Consider the following 18,552-nt stretch of genomic DNA (forward strand, 5'->3'; position numbering starts at 1 on the left):
CGAAGCTGAAATGGTGTCGATATTGAATGAGAAAAATTGGAGGCCCGGCCTGGATTTGAACCAGGATAAAAAGCTTTGCACAGCTCCCGCGTAAGACGTTTCCGCCACCGGGCCAAAAACACTCTAGCCGCGACAGAATGACCCGTCACAGCGAGATGAGGGACAAGGTTAACGGCGGGAGAAGAGGATTTAGGTCGTGAAACGACCGATTGGCTATTTGCGCTTTGCGATGAAGGTCTTGCGGACGGGATTGGTGCCGACATTCTGCGCCGCCAGCGCCGCGATGAAGCCTGAGTCCCCGAGTTTGTGAAGCATCTCCTCGGTGCGGTAGCAACGCAGGCCGAGCTTGCTTCGGAGCGAGCGGTAATCCGATAGCGCCATGCGGGTAATGCCAGTGACGGCGTCGATCAGGAATCCGTTTTTCGCGGCGAACCGCAAAAGCGCGACGGCATCGGTGACGGCACCGACGTCGGGATCGAGGATGTCGCCGAGCACGAAGCGTCCCTCCGGCTTCAGGAGACGATGGATCTGCGCGAAGGCGGCGTCGAGTTCGTCCGGCGTCATGTATTGCGCGACCGAAATCATCACGACGAGATCGAGCGATGTGTCCGGCAGCGCAGCCAGATCGTCTAGCGACAGCGCCTCGATATTGGGGACGGTGGCAAACCGCTCCGCGAGACGCCCGCGCACGCTCGGCGCGGGTTCGGCGAGGATCAGGCGTTTGCACTTCGCTGCGACGCGCGCAGCCGATAGCGCCTCGCCACAGGAATAATCCAGCACCGTTGCCTCGGGCGAGGAGATGTAACCCGCGATGTCATTGGCGATGAGAGCGAAATGAGCCTGCCGGTGGGCATCGCTCACATAAATCGAAGGTGCGGAATCATAGAAATCGATCCAGGCCATGAACTTCCGGTAATGGTTTCGGACAGCGGTTCCGGCGCCGGAACAGGCGCCTATGTCGTGAGTTGATAATCGTCGGGCCGGATTTCCCCGGCAGCATAAACTCACCCCTACTAGCAGGAAGGTCCGTCGTGAGCAAAACCAAGAACTCCGTGGCATCTGAACTGGATACGCCAACCGATCTGCAACCGGCAGCAGTCGACAAGATTGCGGCAGCGGTGAATGCGCTGCTGGCCGACGTCTTCGCGCTCTATCTGAAGACCAAGAATTTCCACTGGCACATGAGCGGGCGGCATTTCCGCGATTATCATCTGATGCTGGACGAGCATTCCGATCAGATTTTCGCGACCACCGATCAGTTGGCCGAGCGTATCCGCAAGCTCGGCGGCAACACGCTACGCTCGATCGGGCAGATCGCCAAGCTGCAGACCATCGAGGACAACGATGAGGACTATGTGCCGCCGCGCGAGATGTTGCGCGAGCTGATGCGCGACAACAAGCACCTGGCGGCCGAGATGCGCAAGGCACACGAGGTCGCCGACAAGGGTGGCGACGTGGCGACCACGAGCATCCTCGAGACCTTCATCGACGAGGCGGAGCGCCGGACCTGGTTCCTGTTCGAGGCAAGCCGCCAGGAAGGCGGCAACGAGGCGTGAGTCTGCCTCCCGGGATTTGCGCCGATTTCAAACGCCCTCAGCAATGAGGGCGTTTTTGTTGCGCTGGTTTGGCTGAGTTGCAAGCGGCTCCCTTTGCCTTCGACATAGCCTTCCGCTAAGGCATGGCCCGGTAGGATCAACCTGCGGGTTCTTGCATGAGTTCGACGGTGTCACGCGCCGATGATGTTCGCCCGATCGCCGTTCTGGTCGATCGCGAGGGACTGGGCGATACGCTTCTCAAGCTGCCTTTTCTGCGCGCGATTGCACGCGCCTATCCCGACCGGCCGATCTGGTGGATTGCGACCCACACCACCTCGATGGCGCGGGAGATGAGGCCGTTCGTCGGCGATCTGATCGCCCATGTGGTTGAAAATGCGAACATCACGACGCCGATGGGCACCGTGATCCGGCAATTGCGCACATTTCCGCCGTTCGATCTCGTGTTCGACATGCGCACGCGGCTGGTGACGGTGGCTCTCGCGCGCACGATCCTGAAACATCGTGGCTTCTATTGCTGCCTGCCGGGTTATGCGCTGTCCGACAAACGCCCGCCCGGCCGCTGGTCGCGCCCGGAAGGCATTGCCGCGCGGGCGCTGTCGATGGCGGAAGCGGCATTGCAGCGCGCGCCCGAATGGCAGGGCCGCTTTCAATTGAGTGACCGTATTCGTGCGCGTGCCGCGCAGACGCTGCCGGATGGCCCGAAATATGTCGGCATCGCCATCGGCAGCCGCGAGGCGCGCAAGAACTGGCCGCTGCCGAACTATGTGGCGCTGGCGAAGCGTCTTGCGGCGCAAGGCCTGACGCCGGTGGTTTTCACCGGTCCGCAGGAGCGGGCCATCGCGAATGAATTACGCGCATCGATCCCCTCGGCTTTGTTTCCGCAAGCCGACGCAGATGATGCCGATGCGGCCTCGCTGGAATATGCCATCGCGCTGGGCGAACGCCTGAAGGTTGCCGTGGCCAATGACAGTGGCATGGGCCATCTGTTCGGCGCGATTGGTGCGCCGCTCGTCAGCCTGTTCGGGCCGACCAACCCTGCGCGCTGGGCACCATTGACCGCGCGCGGTGTCGTGATCCGTGCGCAGGATCATGGCGGCGAGACGATGGAGGCGATCCCTGTCGATGCGGTGGTGACCGCCGTCGAGGGTTTACTGCGTGACGTTTGAGGTTGGCGGCAGCGCCAGCACCGAGCGATAGATCGGCTCGAGGTCCGACAGAAGGAAACTCTCCAGCCGCCCGGCGTGTTCCGACCATGTGATGCCTTGCTGATAACGCAACGCCGCCTCGTGCTGGCTGCGCCACAGCGCGTCGTCGGTCAGAAGCCGCACGGCGTCCGCGCCGAATTTGGCATCGTCGTCGTGAACGAAGCCCGTCAGCCCGTCGATCACACGTTCGGGCATCACGGTGATGTTGGAGACGATGGCGGGCAGGCCGAGCGCCTGCGCTTCGGCGACGGCGAGGCAAAACGCTTCCGTCTTGTGGCCGGGATAGAGCATCACCCGCGCGCTGCGCATCGCGGCGATCAGCGTCTCGCGGCTCTGCGGCGGATGCACCCGCACCGAGGCTTTGACCTGCGGGGACATTCCCGATGGCAGAAAGCGGCCTTCCCACGCCGCCCACGCATCATCGCCTTCCTTGAGCGCGTTGATGCCATAGACATCGAGCACAGCATTGGGCACGCGCGGCAGCACGTGTTTCCCCCAGATCTCGACGACACGGTGCAGATTGCGCGTGGGATGCGAAGCGAAGATCGCGCGCGGCGGCGGCGCTTCGGTGAGCGGGCTGCGGCCGCGAATATCGTCGGGCAAGCCGTGCGGCAGCACGAACTGCGGCTCATGCTGCGGCAGCACCGGCGAATATTTCTTCGCCTGAAACAGACTCATCAGCACCGGTACCGGGCGATGCAGCCACAGCCGCCAGAACTTCTTGTAGTGCTTGAGCTGGTTCACCGGCCACAGCACCCAGATCGCGTTGCGGCGCGGCTTGCGCACGAAGCCCAGCAATTCCGGCTGATGGCAGGCGATATAGAGGTCGCAGGTGTCGGGCCGCTCGCCGTCGAGCGGCCGCCACATCACGCCGCGATCCATCACCGGCGCGTCGCAGTTCGAATACACCGTAACCTGATGCCCGCGCTTGGCGAGTTCGCGCGCGCACTGGATCACGCTGGATTCGGTGCCGCCGAGCGGGCGTTTCTCGAAATCGCGGCCGTCATAGCGCAGCGTCTTGTCGGCGAAGATGATGGTCGCCATCGGCTGTGCTCAGGCCCGCTTCTTCGCGCGCATCAGATCGACGAAGCGCGTGAACAGATAGTGCGAGTCGCGCGGGCCGGGGGACGCTTCCGGGTGGTACTGCACCGAGAAAACAGGCTTGTCCTTCAGCGCGATGCCGCAGTTGGAATTGTCGAACAATGAATAATGCGTCTGCTCGACGTTCGATGGCAGCGTGGTCTTGTCCACCGCGAAGCCATGATTCATCGAGGTGATCTCGACCTTGCCGGTGGTGAGGTCCATCACCGGATGGTTCGCGCCATGGTGGCCCTGATGCATCTTCATGGTCTTGCCGCCGACGGCGAGGCCGAGCATCTGGTGCCCCAGACAAATGCCAAACGTCGGTACGCCGCTGTCGATGATCTTCTTAATGACCGGCACGGCATATTCGCCGGTCGCCGCCGGATCGCCGGGGCCGTTTGATAGGAAGATGCCGTCGGGCTTCATGGCGAGAATATCTTCCGCCGAGGTCTTGGCGGTGACGACCGTGACTTTGCAGCCTTCACCCGCGAGCAGGCGCAGGATGTTGCGCTTGATGCCGTAGTCGACAGCGACGACATGGAATTCCGGCTTGTCCTGACGGCCAAAGCCCTTGCCCCAGTGCCAGTCGGTCTCGTCCCAGTCGTAGCGCTGGGCGCTCGTCACCATCGGCACGAGGTCCATGCCCTCGAGTCCGGGCCACGCCGCGGCTTCCTTCTTCAGCGCGGCGATATCGAATGTGCCGCTCTTGCTGTGGGCGATCACCGCGTTCGGCATGCCCTTCTGACGGATCAAGGCGGTCAGCGCGCGGGTATCGATGCCCGCAAGGCCGATGATGCCGCGCGCACTCAGCCAGTTGTCGAGGTGGCGGGTGGCGCGATAGTTCGACGGGTCGGTGATCGAGGCGCGCAGGATCGCGCCGCGCGCGCCTGTCGTCGCCGCCATGTTCACCGTCTCAATGTCTTCGTCGTTGGCGCCGACATTGCCGATATGCGGGAAGGTGAAGGTAATGAGCTGTCCGGCATAGGAGGGATCGGTGAGGATCTCCTCGTAGCCGGTCATCGCGGTGTTGAAGCAGACCTCGCCGACAGCGGAGCCTTCTGCGCCGAGGCCGAAGCCTTCCAGCACGGTCCCATCGGCAAGCACGAGCAGCGCGGTCGGTTTTTTGTCCGGCCAGGCGGGGGAATTGTCATTTGTTATCATAAGCCCATGACATAACGCGGGTGCCGCAGCGCGTCAAAGGGCAAAGGGCGGCATTCCATGCGCTTTCCTCATGTTTGCCGTCCGCGCCCGGCGCCCAAGGCAGGGGATGGTTGTCCAAGGGCGAAAAACCCCGTAAATCCAACGCGGATTTGATGGCGCCTGTGCGCCCGGGGAGATTGACCATGCTGCGCGACGACATCAGCACCGCCGTAAAAGAGGCGATGAAGGCCAAGGAGGAGCGCAAGCTCTCCACGCTGCGGATGGTGAACTCGGCGATCAAGAACGCCGATATCGAGGCGCGCGGGCAGGGCAAGCCGCCTTTGTCCGACGATGACATCCTCGGCCTGTTGCAGAAGATGATCAAGCAGCGCCAGGAATCGGTCGAACTCTACGACAAGGGCGGCCGCGCGGAACTCGCCGCCCAGGAGCGCGAGGAGATCGCGGTGATCTCCGCCTATCTGCCGAAGCAGATGTCTGAGGACGAGGTGAAGGCCGCCATCGCCGCCACCATCAATGACACCGGCGCGGCCGGCATGAAGGACATGGGCAAGGTGATCGGCGCGCTGAAGGCCAAGTACGCCGGCCAGATGGATTTCGGCAAGGCCAGCGGCCTCGTGAAGGCCGCGCTGACGGGCTAGTCAGCCGCCGGTCATTCCCGCGGAAGCGGGAATCCAGTTTTCTTCCAATACGGTCACTGGGTCCCCGCTTTCGCGGGGACGACAATTTTTTCATCGCCTCATTGAGCGAGGCATGATCGACGTGCGCCGCCTCACGCGTGCTCGAAGGCGAGCGGCTGTCCGGTTTCCAGAATGCTCTTGAGACTCGATAGCACGAGCGGCCAGCCGGTCGAGATGCTCGGCAGCGTCTTGCTGTCTGGCGCGAAGCCTTCGTGCGTCACGGTCAGCTTGACGCCGTCGTAGGACGGCTCGATGACATAGGTGACGCGCGAGGGTTTCTCTTTCCGCATCTCCTCGTCGAACACCGACTGCCAGCTATAGGACAGCCTGCGCGGCGGATCGGATTCGAGGATGACGCATTCGTTCTTCACCTCGCCGTCGCGGTCCATGTGCATGCGTGAGCCGACCTTCCAGTCGGACGTCAGGCTGCAGCAGTACCAGTACTTCTCGGTGAACGCCTTGTCGGTGAGCGCATGCCACAGTTTCTCGGGCGTGGTCTTGATGTAGGTGGTGTAGACGAATTCCGGTTTACTCATCACGCTTCTCCAGTTTTCGTTTCAACTCGCTGAGCGCTTCGAGTTTTCCGCGCTCGAACTTCTTGATCCATCGTTCGCCGATCTGATGGATCGGCACGGGGTTGAGGTAGTGCAGTTTCTCGCGCCCATGCTTGATGGTGGCGACGAGATTGGCGTCTTCCAGAATCGCAAGATGCTTGGTGACGGCCTGCCGCGTCATGTCGAGGCCGTTGCAAAGCTCAAGCAGTGTCTGGCCGTTGCGGGCATGAAGCCTGTCGAGCAGCAAGCGCCGCGATGCGTCCGCCAGTGCCTTGAAGACCTCATCCATGGTTCGGATAATAGGCAACCAAATGGTTGCATGTCAAGAAGCAATAATTCGCGATGGGAAATTCCTGAAAATTTAGGTCAGCGTTTCACCAGCCCCTGCGCCAGCAGGCGGCCTTCGAGCTCGTGCAGGATGCGCGTCAGCCGTTCGGCCCATTCGATCTGGCCGGCTTCGTCAGTGATCAGATCCTGCCGGATTTCGATGCCGGAATTGGCGATGCCACGGCGCTCGCCATGCACGGGGATGGTGTAGTCGGTAGCGTCGCTTACCGAGTAAGGCTCGTTGTCGCCGACCAGGAAATGGCCTTCGGCGCGCAACAGCTTGAGCAGCAAGGGCGGCAGGCCGTTGCCGTTCTGATAGAGCGTGCCGACATGCCACGGCCGGGCCACGCCGGCATAGACCGGCGTGAACGAATGCAGCGACAGAAGAATGGTCGGCAGGTTCTTTGCGGCGCGGCGGTCGATCGCTTGCGCGATGCGCGCGTGATAGGGCGTGAAAATCTCGCGCCGGCGCGCGGCGATGTCCTCGAAGTTCAGGCCGTCATTGCCGGGAATGTGAGTGGCTTCGCTCATCAGCGGGATCGAGCCCGGACTTTCGAACGGCCGGTTGCAGTCGATCACGAGGCGAGAATATCGCTGTGCGATCAAATGCGCGCCGGTGGCCTCCGCAAGCCGCCGCGCGACACCGGCGATGCCGACATCCGATGCGATGTGCCGTTCCAGATCGCTCTCGGTGAGGCCGAGCCGGCCGAGGCGTTCCGGGATGCGTTTGCCGTAATGATCGCAGGTGAGCAGAAAAGGAGACGTGCTGTCTGCGTTGTCTTCGCGCACGGGCGCGACTTCATCGGTATCGAGCAGGAGGGGTGAAACAGGTGAATGCATGGGTCCCTCGTCAATCGCGCCGGGATAGCTCCCCCAGAAAGAGTATAAGCGTGATTGCGGGAAAGCATAGGCCGATCATTGCGACCTTGGCATGGCCGCCATGACTCACGGCCCAACCGCTGAGCGCCGAGCCGATCGCGCCGCCGAGAAAGAACAGCGCAATATAAAGGGCGTTCACGCGGCTGCGGATGTCCGCGCCGAGTGCATAAATGGTGCGCTGCCCAACGAGCATGTTCATCTGCACGCCCGCATCGAGAATGATGCCTGCGAGAACCCATAGCGTCAGGGAGTGGCCGCTGACCCAGACCAGCGCGAAGCCAATCGCGACCATGACGATGGCCGCGATGGTCAATGCATCGCCATGCCCCTTGTCGGCAAGGCGGCCCGCAATGGGGGCGACGAAGGCGCCCGCGGCACCGCTCAGCAGGAAAAGCGACAGCACGGTATGGCTCAATGAGAACGGCGGCTGCAGCAGGATCAGTGGCGCGGCTGTCCAGAACAGCGAGAACGCGCCGTACATCATGCCCTGATAGGCGGTGCGGCGCTGCAACGCCGGAGTGGTGCGCAGCAGCGACCACATCGAACCAAGTAGTTTCCCGTAATTGAGCGTGTGGTCCGGCTGCCGTCGCGGCAATGTGAACGCCAGCATCACCAGCACGGCGAGCATGGCGACCGCCGAGGCGGCATAGACGCCACGCCAGCCGATAACGCCCGCCACCAGCGTCGAGACCGGCCGCGCCAGCAGGATGCCGAACAGCAGGCCGCTCATCACGGTACCGACGATCTGGCCGCGTTTGTGATCGGGCGCGAGGTGGGCCGCGACCGGCAGCACCATCTGCGTTGCGGTCGCCGTGATGCCGAGCAACAGCGAGGCCGCGATGAAGACCGAAGCGGTCGGCGCGAAAGAGGAGATGGCGAGGCTTGCGATCACCGCGCAAAGTGCGGTGAGGATCAGCGTCTTGTTTTCGACGAGGTCGCCGAGCGGGGCGAGAAAGATCAGCCCGATGACGTAGCCGAGCTGGATCATCGTCACGATCAGGCCGGACGCCGAGATGTCGAGGTGGAAGGCTTCGCTGATCGGCCCGATCAGCGGCTGCGCGTAATAAAGGTTGGCGACCGTGACGCCGCAGGCAATCGCAAATGACAGGATGATCCAGAATCCGGGATCGTCGGATTTGACGGGGGTCGTGGTCATTCGGGGCTTTCAGCTTTGGATTCGGTATAGATTTTCGTCATTCCGGACAGCGCGCGAAGCGAGCCGATCCGGAATCTCGATGTGAGAGACAGATTCCGGGCTCGCTCGCTTGGGCTCGCGCCCCGGAATGACGCGGGTTGGGTGTTCGCTATGTCGTGGGAACTGGCATCTTTTGGAAGGCTGTCGGCCGCGTTTGGGGGTCAATAACCTGTGACTAGTGGGGACAAGAGCCGGTATTTCCGCACATCGGAGGCGGATTATGGGTTTGGCGCTGCCGGTCCTATATTGATGGTCGGCTGACTAGGATTCCATTCGACCCTATGCGTTTCACGCCCCAATTTCTCGACGATCTGCGCGCGCGGCTTCCGGTGTCGGAAGTCGTGGGCAAGCGCGTGAAGTTGAAGCGGGCGGGCAAGGAGTGGAAAGGGCTGTCGCCCTTTCATCAGGAGAAAACGCCGTCCTTCACGGTCAATGACCAGAAGGGTTTTTATCACGACTTCTCCTCTGGCAAGCACGGTAACATTTTCGACTTCGTGATGGAGACCGAAGGCGTCGGCTTCGTCGAGGCGGTAGAGCGGCTCGCCTCATTGGCGGGCATGGCGCTGCCTGCGGTGACACCGGACGCCGCGCGTCACGAGCAGCGCCGCCGCACGCTGTATGACGTGATGGAGTTGGCCTCGAAGTTCTTCGCGGAGACTTTGGCTTCGCGCACCGGCGCGAAAGCGCGCGGCTATCTTGCCGACCGTTCGATTTCGCCCGCCACACAGTTGCAGTTTCGCATGGGCTACGCGCCGGGCGAGCGCTTCGCGCTGAAAGAGCATCTTGGTTCGCACGGCGTGTCGGTCGATGACATGGTGGAAGCGGGCTTGCTGATCGCGGGCGACGACATTCCCGTGCCTTACGATCGCTTCCGCGATCGCGTGATGTTTCCGATCACCGATGCACGCAACCGCATCATCGCGTTCGGTGGCCGTGCGCTCGAAAAGGATGTGCCTGCGAAGTATCTCAATTCGCCGGAAACGACGCTCTTTCACAAGGGCGACAATCTCTACAATCAGGCGATGGCGCGGCAGGCGGCGCATGACGGCGCGCCGGTGATCGTCGCCGAAGGTTATGTCGATGTCATCGCGCTGGTCGGCGCGGGCTTTCCCGCTGCGGTCGCACCGCTCGGCACGGCGCTGACCGAAAGCCAGCTTTCGTTACTCTGGAAGATGGCCGACGAGCCGCTGCTATGCTTCGACGGCGATGGCGCTGGCCAGCGTGCGGCGTTTCGTGCCGCCGACCTCGCGCTGCCGCATCTGATGCCCGGCAAGAGTTTGCGTTTCGCGATGATGCCGGAAGGGCAGGACCCCGATGATCTCGCGCGCACCGGCGGCCGTGCCGCGCTTGATGAGGTGTTCGCCGCCGCGCGTCCGCTCGCAGACATGATCTGGGCGCGCGCGACCGAGGGCGGCGAGTTTGCGACACCGGAGCGCCGCGCCGCACTGGAAGCAAAACTCCACGAACTCACCAACGGCATCCGCGACGAGACCGTGCGGCGCTACTACCGGCAGGATTTTGCCGAGCGATTGCGCCGGATGTTCGCGCCCGAGGGGGCCGCGCCGGGCGGCGGCTATGGCGGGGCGCGGGGCGGTTTCCGGAGCGAATCACCGCGGCGTTTTCCGGGCCGGGGCGGTTTCGGAGCCGGTTCCGGCGGTCGGCCGGGCAGCCGGGCCAATCTATCCACAGCCGCGCTGGGGCGTGGACCGTACCAGGCCGCGAGCCCGCAACTGGCGAACTCCCCCCTGATGCGGGGCCAGCGCAGCGCGCTGTCGCGGCGCGAGGCGCTGATCCTGCAGTCGCTCATCAATCACCCCTGGCTCTTGCACGACCACCTCGAGGAGATCGCGGGCCTTGAGCTCGCCCACCCCGATGCGGTGAAATTGCGCGCCGGCATTATCGCGGCGTTTGCCAATTATGGCGCGGCCGACGATCCGGAGGCGGAACGCGACCGGATCGCCTCATGGTTGCAAAAAAACAATTATTCCGAGCAAATTCAACGAGTTGAGAAGGCCCTCACCACCAAGGACGTGTGGGGTACGCAGGCGGGTGCGGCGCGCGAGGATGTTTTGTCGACCTGGCAGCAACTCGTTGCCTTGCATCGGCAATCCCACGCCCTACTTAGGGAGTTGAAGGATGCCGAACAGGCGCTCGGACATGACGGCAGCGAGGCGAACAACGTCTGGCTGAACGATGTCAAAGCGAGGCTTGCGGCGGCGGACGGGACCGAAGCGCTCATTGAAGGCTTCGGGGAGTCCTCGGGGCGGTTCCGCGCCTGACGGGGCAGGAATTTCGGCGGCGGCGGGCTTTCGTTTTTTGCGAAAAAGACTCGCCAAAACGAGGATTTACCCGCAAATACAGGGTTAATCGAAGATTAACGGCCTCTGGGCCAAAACGGCGGCTGAATCGTGGGGACAGGTCAAAGGGTGGCGTAGGGTGCGCGCCGCCTTTTCCGTGTCAGACCGTTGACCTGATCGGCGCGGACCTTTGGCCCGGCGCGATCACCAAATTCGAATTCCGCGCAAGGCGAAAGCCTCGCGCGCGACGTGCGTTTCAGGAGCGACAAGTATGGCCACCAAGGCGAAGACGGTAGCGGTCAAGGACAAGGAAAAAGAAGCCAAGGCCGCCGAGACTCCCGAAAAGGATTCCGCCGACGCGCCGTCGCCCTTGCTCGATCTCTCGGATGCTGCCGTCAAGAAGATGATCAAGCAGGCGAAGAAGCGCGGCTTCGTCACCTTCGATCAGCTCAACGAAGTGCTGCCCTCCGACCAGACCTCGCCGGAGCAGATCGAGGACATCATGGCGATGCTCTCGGACATGGGCATCAACGTCTCCGAAGCCGATGACGCCAACGACGAGGACGAGGAGAAGGACGAGGCCGACGACGACACCGATAACGAGCTTGTCGAGGTCACCTCCAAGGCCGTCACCGAAACCAAGAAGTCGGAGCCCGGCGAGCGCACCGACGATCCCGTGCGCATGTATCTGCGCGAGATGGGCACCGTCGAGCTGCTGTCGCGCGAAGGCGAAATCGCCATCGCCAAGCGCATCGAGGCCGGCCGCGAGGCGATGATCGCGGGCCTGTGCGAAAGCCCGCTGACCTTCCAGGCCATCATCATCTGGCGCGACGAACTCAACGAAGGAAAGATTTTCCTTCGCGACATCATCGACCTTGAAGCGACCTATGCCGGCCCCGAGGGCAAGAACGGCGTGAACCCGGCGATGATCGCGGGTCCCGTCGGCCCCGATGGCCAGCCGACCGCCGCCGTCGTCAACGGCGACGGCACCGTGCAGGTGATCGCGGCCCAGCAGGCCGCGCCCGCGCAGACCGCGCCGCAGACCGCGACCCCGTTCCGCCCCGCGCCCGCCGCGGGCGATGACGCCGCAGCACCCGAAGGCGATGGCGACGAGGACGATGAGTTCGAGAACCAGATGTCGCTCGCCGCGATCGAGGCTGAACTGAAGCCGCGCGTGGTCGAGACCTTCGACAAGATCGCATCCGAATACAAGAAGCTGCGCCGCCTGCAGGAGCAGGACATCGCCAACCAGTTGCAGAGCGAGTCGCTGTCGCCGTCGCAGGAGCGCAAATACAAGAAGCTGAAGGACGAAATCATCGTCGAGGTGAAGTCGCTGCGCCTCAATCAGGCGCGCATCGATTCACTCGTCGAGCAGCTTTACGACATCAACAAGCGCCTCGTGTCCTACGAAGGCCGCCTGTTCCGCCTCGGCGATAGCCACGGCGTCGGCCGCGAGGACTTCCTGAAGAACTATGTCGGCTCGGAGCTCGATCCGCGCTGGCTCAACCGTGTGTCGAAACTCGCCGCCAAGGGCTGGAAGAATTTCGTCGCGCACGAGAAGGACAAGATCAAGGACCTGCGCCACGAGATCCAGCAGCTCGCCGCATTGACCGGCCTCGAGATCGGCGAATTCCGCAAGATCGTGCTCGGCGTGCAGAAGGGCGAGCGCGAGGCGCGGCAGGCGAAGAAGGAAATGGTGGAGGCGAACCTCCGCCTCGTCATCTCCATCGCCAAGAAATACACCAACCGCGGCCTGCAATTCCTCGACCTCATTCAGGAAGGCAACATCGGCCTGATGAAGGCGGTCGATAAATTCGAGTATCGCCGCGGCTACAAGTTCTCGACCTATGCGACGTGGTGGATCCGTCAGGCCATCACCCGCTCGATCGCCGACCAGGCGCGCACCATCCGTATTCCGGTGCACATGATCGAGACGATCAACAAGATCGTGCGCACCTCGCGCCAGATGCTCAACGAAATCGGCCGCGAGCCGACGCCGGAAGAACTGGCCGAGAAGCTCGGCATGCCGCTGGAGAAGGTGCGCAAGGTTCTCAAGATCGCCAAGGAGCCGCTGTCGCTCGAAACCCCGGTGGGCGACGAGGAAGATTCTCACCTCGGCGATTTCATTGAGGACAAGAATGCGATCCTGCCGATCGACGCGGCGATCCAGTCGAACCTGCGCGAGACCACGACGCGCGTGCTGGCCTCGCTCACGCCGCGCGAGGAGCGCGTGCTGCGCATGCGTTTCGGCATCGGCATGAACACCGACCACACGCTGGAAGAAGTCGGCCAGCAGTTCTCGGTCACGCGCGAACGTATTCGTCAGATCGAGGCGAAGGCGCTGCGGAAATTGAAGCATCCGTCACGATCAAGGAAGCTGAGAAGCTTCCTCGACAACTGATCCTCGCGGCAACGCGACAAACAAAAACGGCGGCCCGCAAAGGCCGCCGTTTTTGCTGGAAAGTCGCAGGCAGGCCCGCGCCGGAATATCGTCAGGCGACGTCGTCCTCGCCGGTCGGGTCGCGATGGCCATCCTTGCCGCGGCCGAACACGCCATAGCTGCTCGACTTCATGTTCGGTCCGCCGTCGGTCGCGAAGGCGGCAAGGCCGAGCTTCAAAAGCTCGCGCACGGCCGCAGCGCGCGTCGGCATGCGGTGGCGGAAGCGAAAATCGTCAATCGCAGAAAGCTCTTCGGGGGAGAGCATGATCTGGAGGCGTTCGCCGCGTAAGTCTGAGTTCATGGCCTTTTCCCATGTTCTGGAGGCGTCACTTACTCAACTTACTCATCGTGGGTAAGTTCCCGAACAGGCGTGAAATGAGTAAAAAACTATAGTAAAATCAATAAGTTAGATGTTGCGGAGATGACGGGGCCAGCATAGGGTGGCGTTTTCAGCAGCCAAGAAGGAATCCCGCACATGAGCAAAGCGCCGAAGACGACGGAGCGGGAATGGCCTGAACGCAAGGCGGCCTCGCAGGAGCGTCGGCCCCGCGAGAGCGAGCAGCAGAGCGCATACGAGCATCGCGACGAATGGGCCAACAGCCCGGGCCTTCAGCCGCCGAAGTAGGGGCGGGCAGACGGGCTCATGGATCGCTGGTCATTGAAATCAAAATCCGCAGCGAGACCACGACGCGCGTGCTCGCCTCGCTCACGCCGCGCGAGGAGCGCGTGCTGCGTATGCGCTTCGGCATCGGCATGAACACCGACCACACGCTGGAAGAAGTCGGCCAGCAGTTCTCGGTGACGCGCGAACGTATCCGCCAGATCGAGGCGAAGGCGCTGCGCAAGCTGAAGCACCCGAGCCGCTCAAGGAAGCTGCGGAGCTTCTTGGATAACTGATCTCTCAGATTGTCATTGCAGGGCTTGATCCGGCAATCCATAAAACAAAAACGGCGTGCCTTTCGGCCCGCCGTTTTTGTTTTATTATGGTTTTCGCCATTGATCTGGTTTGCCGCGATTAGTTTCTCGAACTCGTTCCACACGGGGTTCTTGATCTGGATTTAACTGACGTGCTCGTTCAATTGCTTTCTTTTGAGTTGGCAGAACATCACTTGCACGTTCCGAATTAGCACGCCTGACGGCGTAGTCGCCTTGGGGACGTCGCTCTACAAATAACCGCTTGTCAGTCACTAGTTTCTCCTTTGCTTTAACCGCAGTCTGTTTTCATCATGGCGGATTTGGGTGATCCGACGGCGCGTCGGGTAAGGCCGAAGGTGGGGTGCCCAAGGAATCTATGTCGTTTTTAAAAGCTACAATTTTTTTGCTCAGAAGATCGGGCGTGTTAGGCAAAATATCTTCTTCGCGGAAAAGTCGATCGGTTATCGTGTCGAGAATTAGATGTTTGTGATCGAAATATTCCTGATTCTTATAGGCCTCCGAGAGAAATAGCATTCCCATCGAAAGAGAGGCTGTACTCAGCAGGGGCTTTGTTGTTGCCCACAAACTCATCGAGAATAGTTGTCCATCAACTGCAAATGATACATCAGGCCGGATGCGGACAGTTAAGCCGGAATCTCCAAAAGGTACGTCGATGATCGGCAACGCAGATGTTTTCACAAGGGACTTGCCCTTGGACCATTTGTTGAAGGCCGCAAATCCACTTTGATTATATTTGCGTTGTGGCGCGCTACAGCTGAGGCTGTCGATTTCTGTTTTCAAAAGCGAGATGTTCGCGCCAGGAACAATTGATTTTGGTGCAACCGTCTGAAGCGGGCGCCAATACGGAAAGCCACCCCCGCCTTTAAGCTTTTTCTTTAGCTCGGATTTGCGAAGAGGATCAGAAAGTTCAAGTAACTTAAGGAACGCAGTAAAGCCTGCCGGTTTCATGCCTAGTCCAATCCCATAATTATCGCCGATTCCTCAGAATCGATCACGAAATTGACTTGAGAGTGGAGTTCCAAAACGCAAATTTCAATAAAAAGAATATCAATATCAATTATTTAGTTATTCAAAATCGGAAACATTCGTACAAATTTGTAGATCTCTCGTCAAAATTATAGCTTTCGCGCAAATTGCATCAACTCGACGCAGATTCGGACATGGAACCGCAAGATCGATCGAAAAAAATACGTGCCGCTGTTTTGAGGCTGAAGTCATATGAAGAGGCGGGGCGTCTGGAAGAGGTTAAAAGGGTGTTGGCTAGGCGACACATCTCAGCGTCCACACTCCGCAACTATCTCAAAGATCCCAAAAAGATTGAAACAGCTTACCGTTGGGCCGAATTTGTCGATGCAATTGCCCAACTTCCAGATTTGAACTTTGAAAAACGCATTAATGCTTATCAGTTCACTCTCGCCGAATTGGGAATGACTGCAGAGTCTCAGAAGCCTTTAAATCGGTATCACGGCGACTATCGTGTACTGCACAAGTTCTCTGATCTTGACCTAAACTTTTGGGCTATCCGAACCGAGCACGAGTCTGCTGTTGCTACCTTCGTATTGCGATATCGCAACCGAAATAAGCGGCGCGCTGAATGCGATGGACTAATAGTCACGCGCCACGGCCGAATGTTTTTTTCGGGATATTCTCAAACAACAATATTTCAAGGACACTTTAAATGTGTCGCTCATCCAGAAAGCTCTGTGATTTTTGGAACGGCCTTCATAGAAGATATGGATTCAAATGACGTTTACTCATCGAAGGTTGCCTTTTTCAGAAAGGAAGCAGTTACACCGGAGGAGGAACGGCACGCGAAAGAATATGTGGAATCTGAGCTTCAAGTTTAAGCACTGCCGATGCCAGCGACATTCTTTTTAGGCAATCCACTGGCGAAATTTTCTCCTAGCCTTATGTCACCGAACGATAGCAACGGACCTCGACGATAGAGCCATGCCGTGCGCTTCTCGCCGAACGAGCGGTCCAATTTGACAAACTCGCTATTTTGGATTATATTCCTACTTATCCCGTCCCACTCCCGAGGGGCGGCTCGCGATCGTCACTTGTCGCGGGGCGGGATGCGGTGGACGCGGCAGCGTCAGGCGCGTTTGACGCGCGGGAGGGCTTCGCCTTGTTTTCAAGGGGCGTCGTGACCCGCGCAGATGAGGCGCTGACGACGATGTTGCCGCGGACGGCCCAAAGCGTGTGGTCCTGGCGCCCCGGACGTGGCGTCAAGTTGCCCCGGAGAGCCGCTTCCAACCGGAGGCGGACACATCCTCAGTCGCAACGACGGTGACAACCAAACGTGCGGTCACCGGGGAGAGCACGAAGCAAGCCGGAAGCCCATCGCGCGCGGAACGCCGGACGTGTCCGGTGCTTTCGTGGTGACGAACTCGTGCGCTTGTTTTCATCGCGCATGAGGCTGCGGACGCATCGCGCGTCCGGCGTTCCGTGCGCCCTCGGTCTTGAGGGCGGCGCGAATGGGGCAAGCCCCAAGCGCGCGGGAAACGGTCAGAGCTTCGGGCGCGCCCGCGCCGTCATAACAACAGGGCTGATGGCGCGTGTCCCGTCGCGATGTCGCCGCCGCGCGGGTCCGATCGCCAGCCTTCGGCGGAATCTGGAGCAGGCTCTATGCGAGATCGAGATGGACCGTGATCGCGGCGACCGCGATGATCGAGATGTCATCCGGGCCGGTGTTGGCGGCGTTGAGGCCGCCCTTGACGACCTCGACCGTGATCTGCCCGTGAGGCAGAACCGCCTTCACGGCGGCGGCGTCCACCTTCTCCGGCTGCTGCACACCAATCCTGACATCGACCAGCATCTTGCTCGGATCGAGATCGAGCGTTTTCAGCAGGACCAGCGAACTGTGATGGATCGCATCCTCCACCGCGCGCACGGCAGCCTTGGTGTAGCTGCCGCCATGCCAGTCGTTGCCCGTTCCGACTTCGAGAAGGATGCGCTTTGTCGCCATGGATGGACTCCTGAATGATGGGATGGCTTTTTCTACCGGCTTTGCCGGTCTCGAAATTTGACATGGCACAACGACATCGCGGTATCGCGCGTGAGTCGTGCAAGCCGGGGGCAGGCGGGTGATGACGCTTGCGGGTGTGTTTACGTCATCCTCCCGCCCCGATTCGCCGTGCTATAAAGGCAGCCTGAATTTCCCGCCCGCCGGTCCCGGCAGCCAAAGAGGTTTTCATGCGCAATTTCTCCAGTGCCTTTTCACGCAAATTGTCTCTTTTGGCGCTCTCGCTCGGCTTCCTCGGCGCGGGGGGCTTGATGTCATCGGCCCCCGCCGCGCAATGCGGCGGCGACTTCAACGCCTTCGTCTCCACCTTCTCACGTGAGGCGGTGGCCGCAGGCATTTCGCCAAGCGTCGTCAGCCAGTCGTTCGCGGGCGTGACGGAGGATCCCGAAGTGCTGCGGTTCGACCGCCGCCAGCGCTACACCTTCAACAAGACCTTCGAGCAGTATGTCTCCACCCGCGTCGGTGCCCAGCGCATCAAGAGCGGCCGCTTCATGATGCAGAAGAACGCTTCGCTCTTGTCGCGCATCGAGCAGCGCTTCGGCGTGCCGCCGCAGATCATCGTCGCGATCTGGGGGCTGGAGTCGGATTTCGGCAAGGGCGACATGGGCAAGCGGCCTGTGATCAAGACGCTCGCGACGCTTGCGCATGATTGCCGCCGCACCGAGCTGTTTCAGGGCGAACTGCTCGCAGCGTTGAAGATCGTGCAGCGCGGCGACCTGCGGCTCGACGATCTGGTCGGCGCCTTCGCAGGCGAGATCGGCCAGACGCAATTCCTCCCCTCAAGCTACATCAAGTACGGCGTTGATTTCGATGGCAACGGCCATGTCGATCTGCGCCACAGCGTGCCGGATGTGCTCGCCTCCACCGCGAACCTTTTGCACACCTCAGGCTTCAAGGCCGGCGCCGACTATCACGAGGGCAGCGCCAATTTCGATGCGATGCGCGAGTGGAACAGGGCGGTGATCTATCGCAAGACCATCGCCTATTTCGCCGACAAGCTGGCCACGCCGTAAGGTGTGGTGGGGCGAGGCCGCAGGGTTAATGGTGTGCGAATGACGCGCCGTTTCTTGCGCGGGATGCCTGTTGGCGTGGTTCGGGCAATTGCGATCCCGTTTCATCTTCATTGATTTAAAACCAAGCCAAATGGTCCTTGCTTCCGGTGAAGGTCCGTTAAGTTCCCAAGGTGCATGTTCCCCCCACGAAACCGGCGGTGACCG

General features: G+C 60.9%; 19 protein-coding genes, 1 tRNA gene and 1 pseudogene. 9 read left to right on the forward strand and 12 right to left on the reverse strand.

From position 1 onward, the window contains the following. Positions 1 to 37 precede the first annotated feature (37 nt). Together AC1RNA_RS07600 and AC1RNA_RS07605 are read right to left on the reverse strand one after the other, a co-directional pair. A tRNA-OTHER gene (locus AC1RNA_RS07600) sits at positions 38 to 114 on the reverse strand. Positions 115 to 213: 99 nt separating this feature from the next. Further along, positions 214 to 903, reverse strand: coding sequence for a class I SAM-dependent methyltransferase (locus AC1RNA_RS07605; RefSeq protein ID WP_492950671.1), 690 nt, complete (start codon positions 901 to 903; stop codon positions 214 to 216). A 128-nt stretch (positions 904 to 1,031) separates the two neighbouring features. On the opposite strand from AC1RNA_RS07605, the gene AC1RNA_RS07610 reads away from it, so the two are divergent. Next, positions 1,032 to 1,556, forward strand: a complete 525-nt coding sequence (locus tag AC1RNA_RS07610) for a Dps family protein (protein ID WP_492950672.1) — start codon at positions 1,032 to 1,034, stop codon at positions 1,554 to 1,556. A 155-nt stretch (positions 1,557 to 1,711) separates the two neighbouring features. Next, positions 1,712 to 2,722 carry a glycosyltransferase family 9 protein gene (locus AC1RNA_RS07615; RefSeq protein ID WP_009337228.1) on the forward strand — a complete coding sequence of 337 codons (1,011 nt, stop codon included), beginning with the start codon at positions 1,712 to 1,714 and terminating at the stop codon, positions 2,720 to 2,722. Here AC1RNA_RS07615 and AC1RNA_RS07620 read toward each other — a convergent pair. Both AC1RNA_RS07620 and carA read right to left on the reverse strand, forming a co-directional pair. Then, a complete protein-coding gene (locus AC1RNA_RS07620) occupies positions 2,705 to 3,805 on the reverse strand; it encodes a glycosyltransferase family 4 protein (protein ID WP_492950673.1) in 1,101 nt (366 codons plus the stop codon). The genes AC1RNA_RS07615 and AC1RNA_RS07620 overlap by 18 nt on opposite strands. A 9-nt stretch (positions 3,806 to 3,814) precedes the next feature. Then, complete coding sequence (gene carA, locus AC1RNA_RS07625) at positions 3,815 to 5,005, reverse strand: glutamine-hydrolyzing carbamoyl-phosphate synthase small subunit (RefSeq protein ID WP_492950674.1); 1,191 nt, start codon at positions 5,003 to 5,005, stop codon at positions 3,815 to 3,817. A gap of 182 nt (positions 5,006 to 5,187) precedes the next feature. Here carA and AC1RNA_RS07630 point away from each other — a divergent pair, with 182 nt between their 5' ends. Next, the gene (locus tag AC1RNA_RS07630; protein WP_492950675.1) at positions 5,188 to 5,643 is read left to right on the forward strand and encodes a GatB/YqeY domain-containing protein; all 456 of its coding nucleotides are present in this window, start codon (positions 5,188 to 5,190) and stop codon (positions 5,641 to 5,643) included. 131 nt (positions 5,644 to 5,774) lie between these two features. Here AC1RNA_RS07630 and AC1RNA_RS07635 read toward each other — a convergent pair whose 3' ends face one another. The 4 genes from AC1RNA_RS07635 to AC1RNA_RS07650 all read right to left on the reverse strand — a co-directional run bounded on the left by AC1RNA_RS07635 (position 5,775) and on the right by AC1RNA_RS07650 (position 8,598). Further along, on the reverse strand, positions 5,775 to 6,218 hold the full coding sequence (locus AC1RNA_RS07635) for an SRPBCC family protein (RefSeq protein WP_492950676.1): 444 nt from the start codon (positions 6,216 to 6,218) through the stop codon (positions 5,775 to 5,777). Next, positions 6,211 to 6,525, reverse strand: a complete 315-nt coding sequence (locus tag AC1RNA_RS07640; protein ID WP_492950677.1) for an ArsR/SmtB family transcription factor — start codon at positions 6,523 to 6,525, stop codon at positions 6,211 to 6,213. Before AC1RNA_RS07640 ends, AC1RNA_RS07635 begins: the two co-directional genes overlap by 8 nt. A 77-nt stretch (positions 6,526 to 6,602) precedes the next feature. Continuing rightward, positions 6,603 to 7,403, reverse strand: a complete 801-nt coding sequence (locus tag AC1RNA_RS07645; protein WP_492950678.1) for an N-formylglutamate amidohydrolase — start codon at positions 7,401 to 7,403, stop codon at positions 6,603 to 6,605. A gap of 10 nt (positions 7,404 to 7,413) precedes the next feature. Further along, positions 7,414 to 8,598 carry an MFS transporter gene (locus AC1RNA_RS07650; RefSeq protein ID WP_492950679.1) on the reverse strand — a complete coding sequence of 395 codons (1,185 nt, stop codon included), beginning with the start codon at positions 8,596 to 8,598 and terminating at the stop codon, positions 7,414 to 7,416. A 320-nt stretch (positions 8,599 to 8,918) separates the two neighbouring features. On the opposite strand from AC1RNA_RS07650, the gene dnaG reads away from it, so the two are divergent. Both dnaG and rpoD read left to right on the forward strand, forming a co-directional pair. Beyond that, positions 8,919 to 10,916 (forward strand): DNA primase, encoded by a 1,998-nt coding sequence (gene dnaG, locus AC1RNA_RS07655; protein WP_492950680.1) that lies wholly within the window; start codon positions 8,919 to 8,921, stop codon positions 10,914 to 10,916. Positions 10,917 to 11,205: 289 nt separating this feature from the next. Next, positions 11,206 to 13,335, forward strand: coding sequence for an RNA polymerase sigma factor RpoD (gene rpoD / locus AC1RNA_RS07660; RefSeq protein ID WP_009337211.1), 2,130 nt, complete (start codon positions 11,206 to 11,208; stop codon positions 13,333 to 13,335). 91 nt (positions 13,336 to 13,426) lie between these two features. Here rpoD and AC1RNA_RS07665 read toward each other — a convergent pair whose 3' ends face one another. After that, positions 13,427 to 13,675, reverse strand: a complete 249-nt coding sequence (locus AC1RNA_RS07665; RefSeq protein ID WP_009337209.1) for a hypothetical protein — start codon at positions 13,673 to 13,675, stop codon at positions 13,427 to 13,429. Between the two features lie 174 nt (positions 13,676 to 13,849). Between AC1RNA_RS07665 and AC1RNA_RS07670 the strand changes: the two genes are divergently transcribed. Further along, positions 13,850 to 13,999: a hypothetical protein gene (locus AC1RNA_RS07670; RefSeq protein ID WP_492950681.1), complete on the forward strand. Its 150-nt coding sequence runs from the start codon at positions 13,850 to 13,852 to the stop codon at positions 13,997 to 13,999. Between the two features lie 50 nt (positions 14,000 to 14,049). Next, positions 14,050 to 14,271 (forward strand): annotated as a pseudogene (locus AC1RNA_RS07675) (sigma-70 family RNA polymerase sigma factor); the annotation flags it as partial. A gap of 84 nt (positions 14,272 to 14,355) precedes the next feature. On the opposite strand, the gene AC1RNA_RS07680 reads toward AC1RNA_RS07675, so the two are convergent. Then, positions 14,356 to 14,562, reverse strand: coding sequence for a DUF2188 domain-containing protein (locus AC1RNA_RS07680; protein ID WP_492950682.1), 207 nt, complete (start codon positions 14,560 to 14,562; stop codon positions 14,356 to 14,358). Positions 14,563 to 14,598: 36 nt separating this feature from the next. Beyond that, positions 14,599 to 15,258 carry a hypothetical protein gene (locus tag AC1RNA_RS07685; RefSeq protein ID WP_492950683.1) on the reverse strand — a complete coding sequence of 220 codons (660 nt, stop codon included), beginning with the start codon at positions 15,256 to 15,258 and terminating at the stop codon, positions 14,599 to 14,601. A gap of 212 nt (positions 15,259 to 15,470) precedes the next feature. On the opposite strand from AC1RNA_RS07685, the gene AC1RNA_RS07690 reads away from it, so the two are divergent. Then, positions 15,471 to 16,157 carry a hypothetical protein gene (locus AC1RNA_RS07690; RefSeq protein WP_492950684.1) on the forward strand — a complete coding sequence of 229 codons (687 nt, stop codon included), beginning with the start codon at positions 15,471 to 15,473 and terminating at the stop codon, positions 16,155 to 16,157. A 779-nt stretch (positions 16,158 to 16,936) separates the two neighbouring features. Here the strand turns inward: AC1RNA_RS07690 and AC1RNA_RS07695 are convergent. Next, a complete protein-coding gene (locus tag AC1RNA_RS07695; protein WP_492950685.1) occupies positions 16,937 to 17,278 on the reverse strand; it encodes a Lin0512 family protein in 342 nt (113 codons plus the stop codon). Positions 17,279 to 17,505: 227 nt separating this feature from the next. On the opposite strand from AC1RNA_RS07695, the gene AC1RNA_RS07700 reads away from it, so the two are divergent. After that, a complete protein-coding gene (locus AC1RNA_RS07700) occupies positions 17,506 to 18,348 on the forward strand; it encodes a lytic murein transglycosylase (protein ID WP_492950686.1) in 843 nt (280 codons plus the stop codon). The last annotated feature ends 204 nt before the right edge of the window (positions 18,349 to 18,552 follow it).

Source organism: Afipia sp. GW821-FHT14H12 (genome assembly GCF_058803465.1).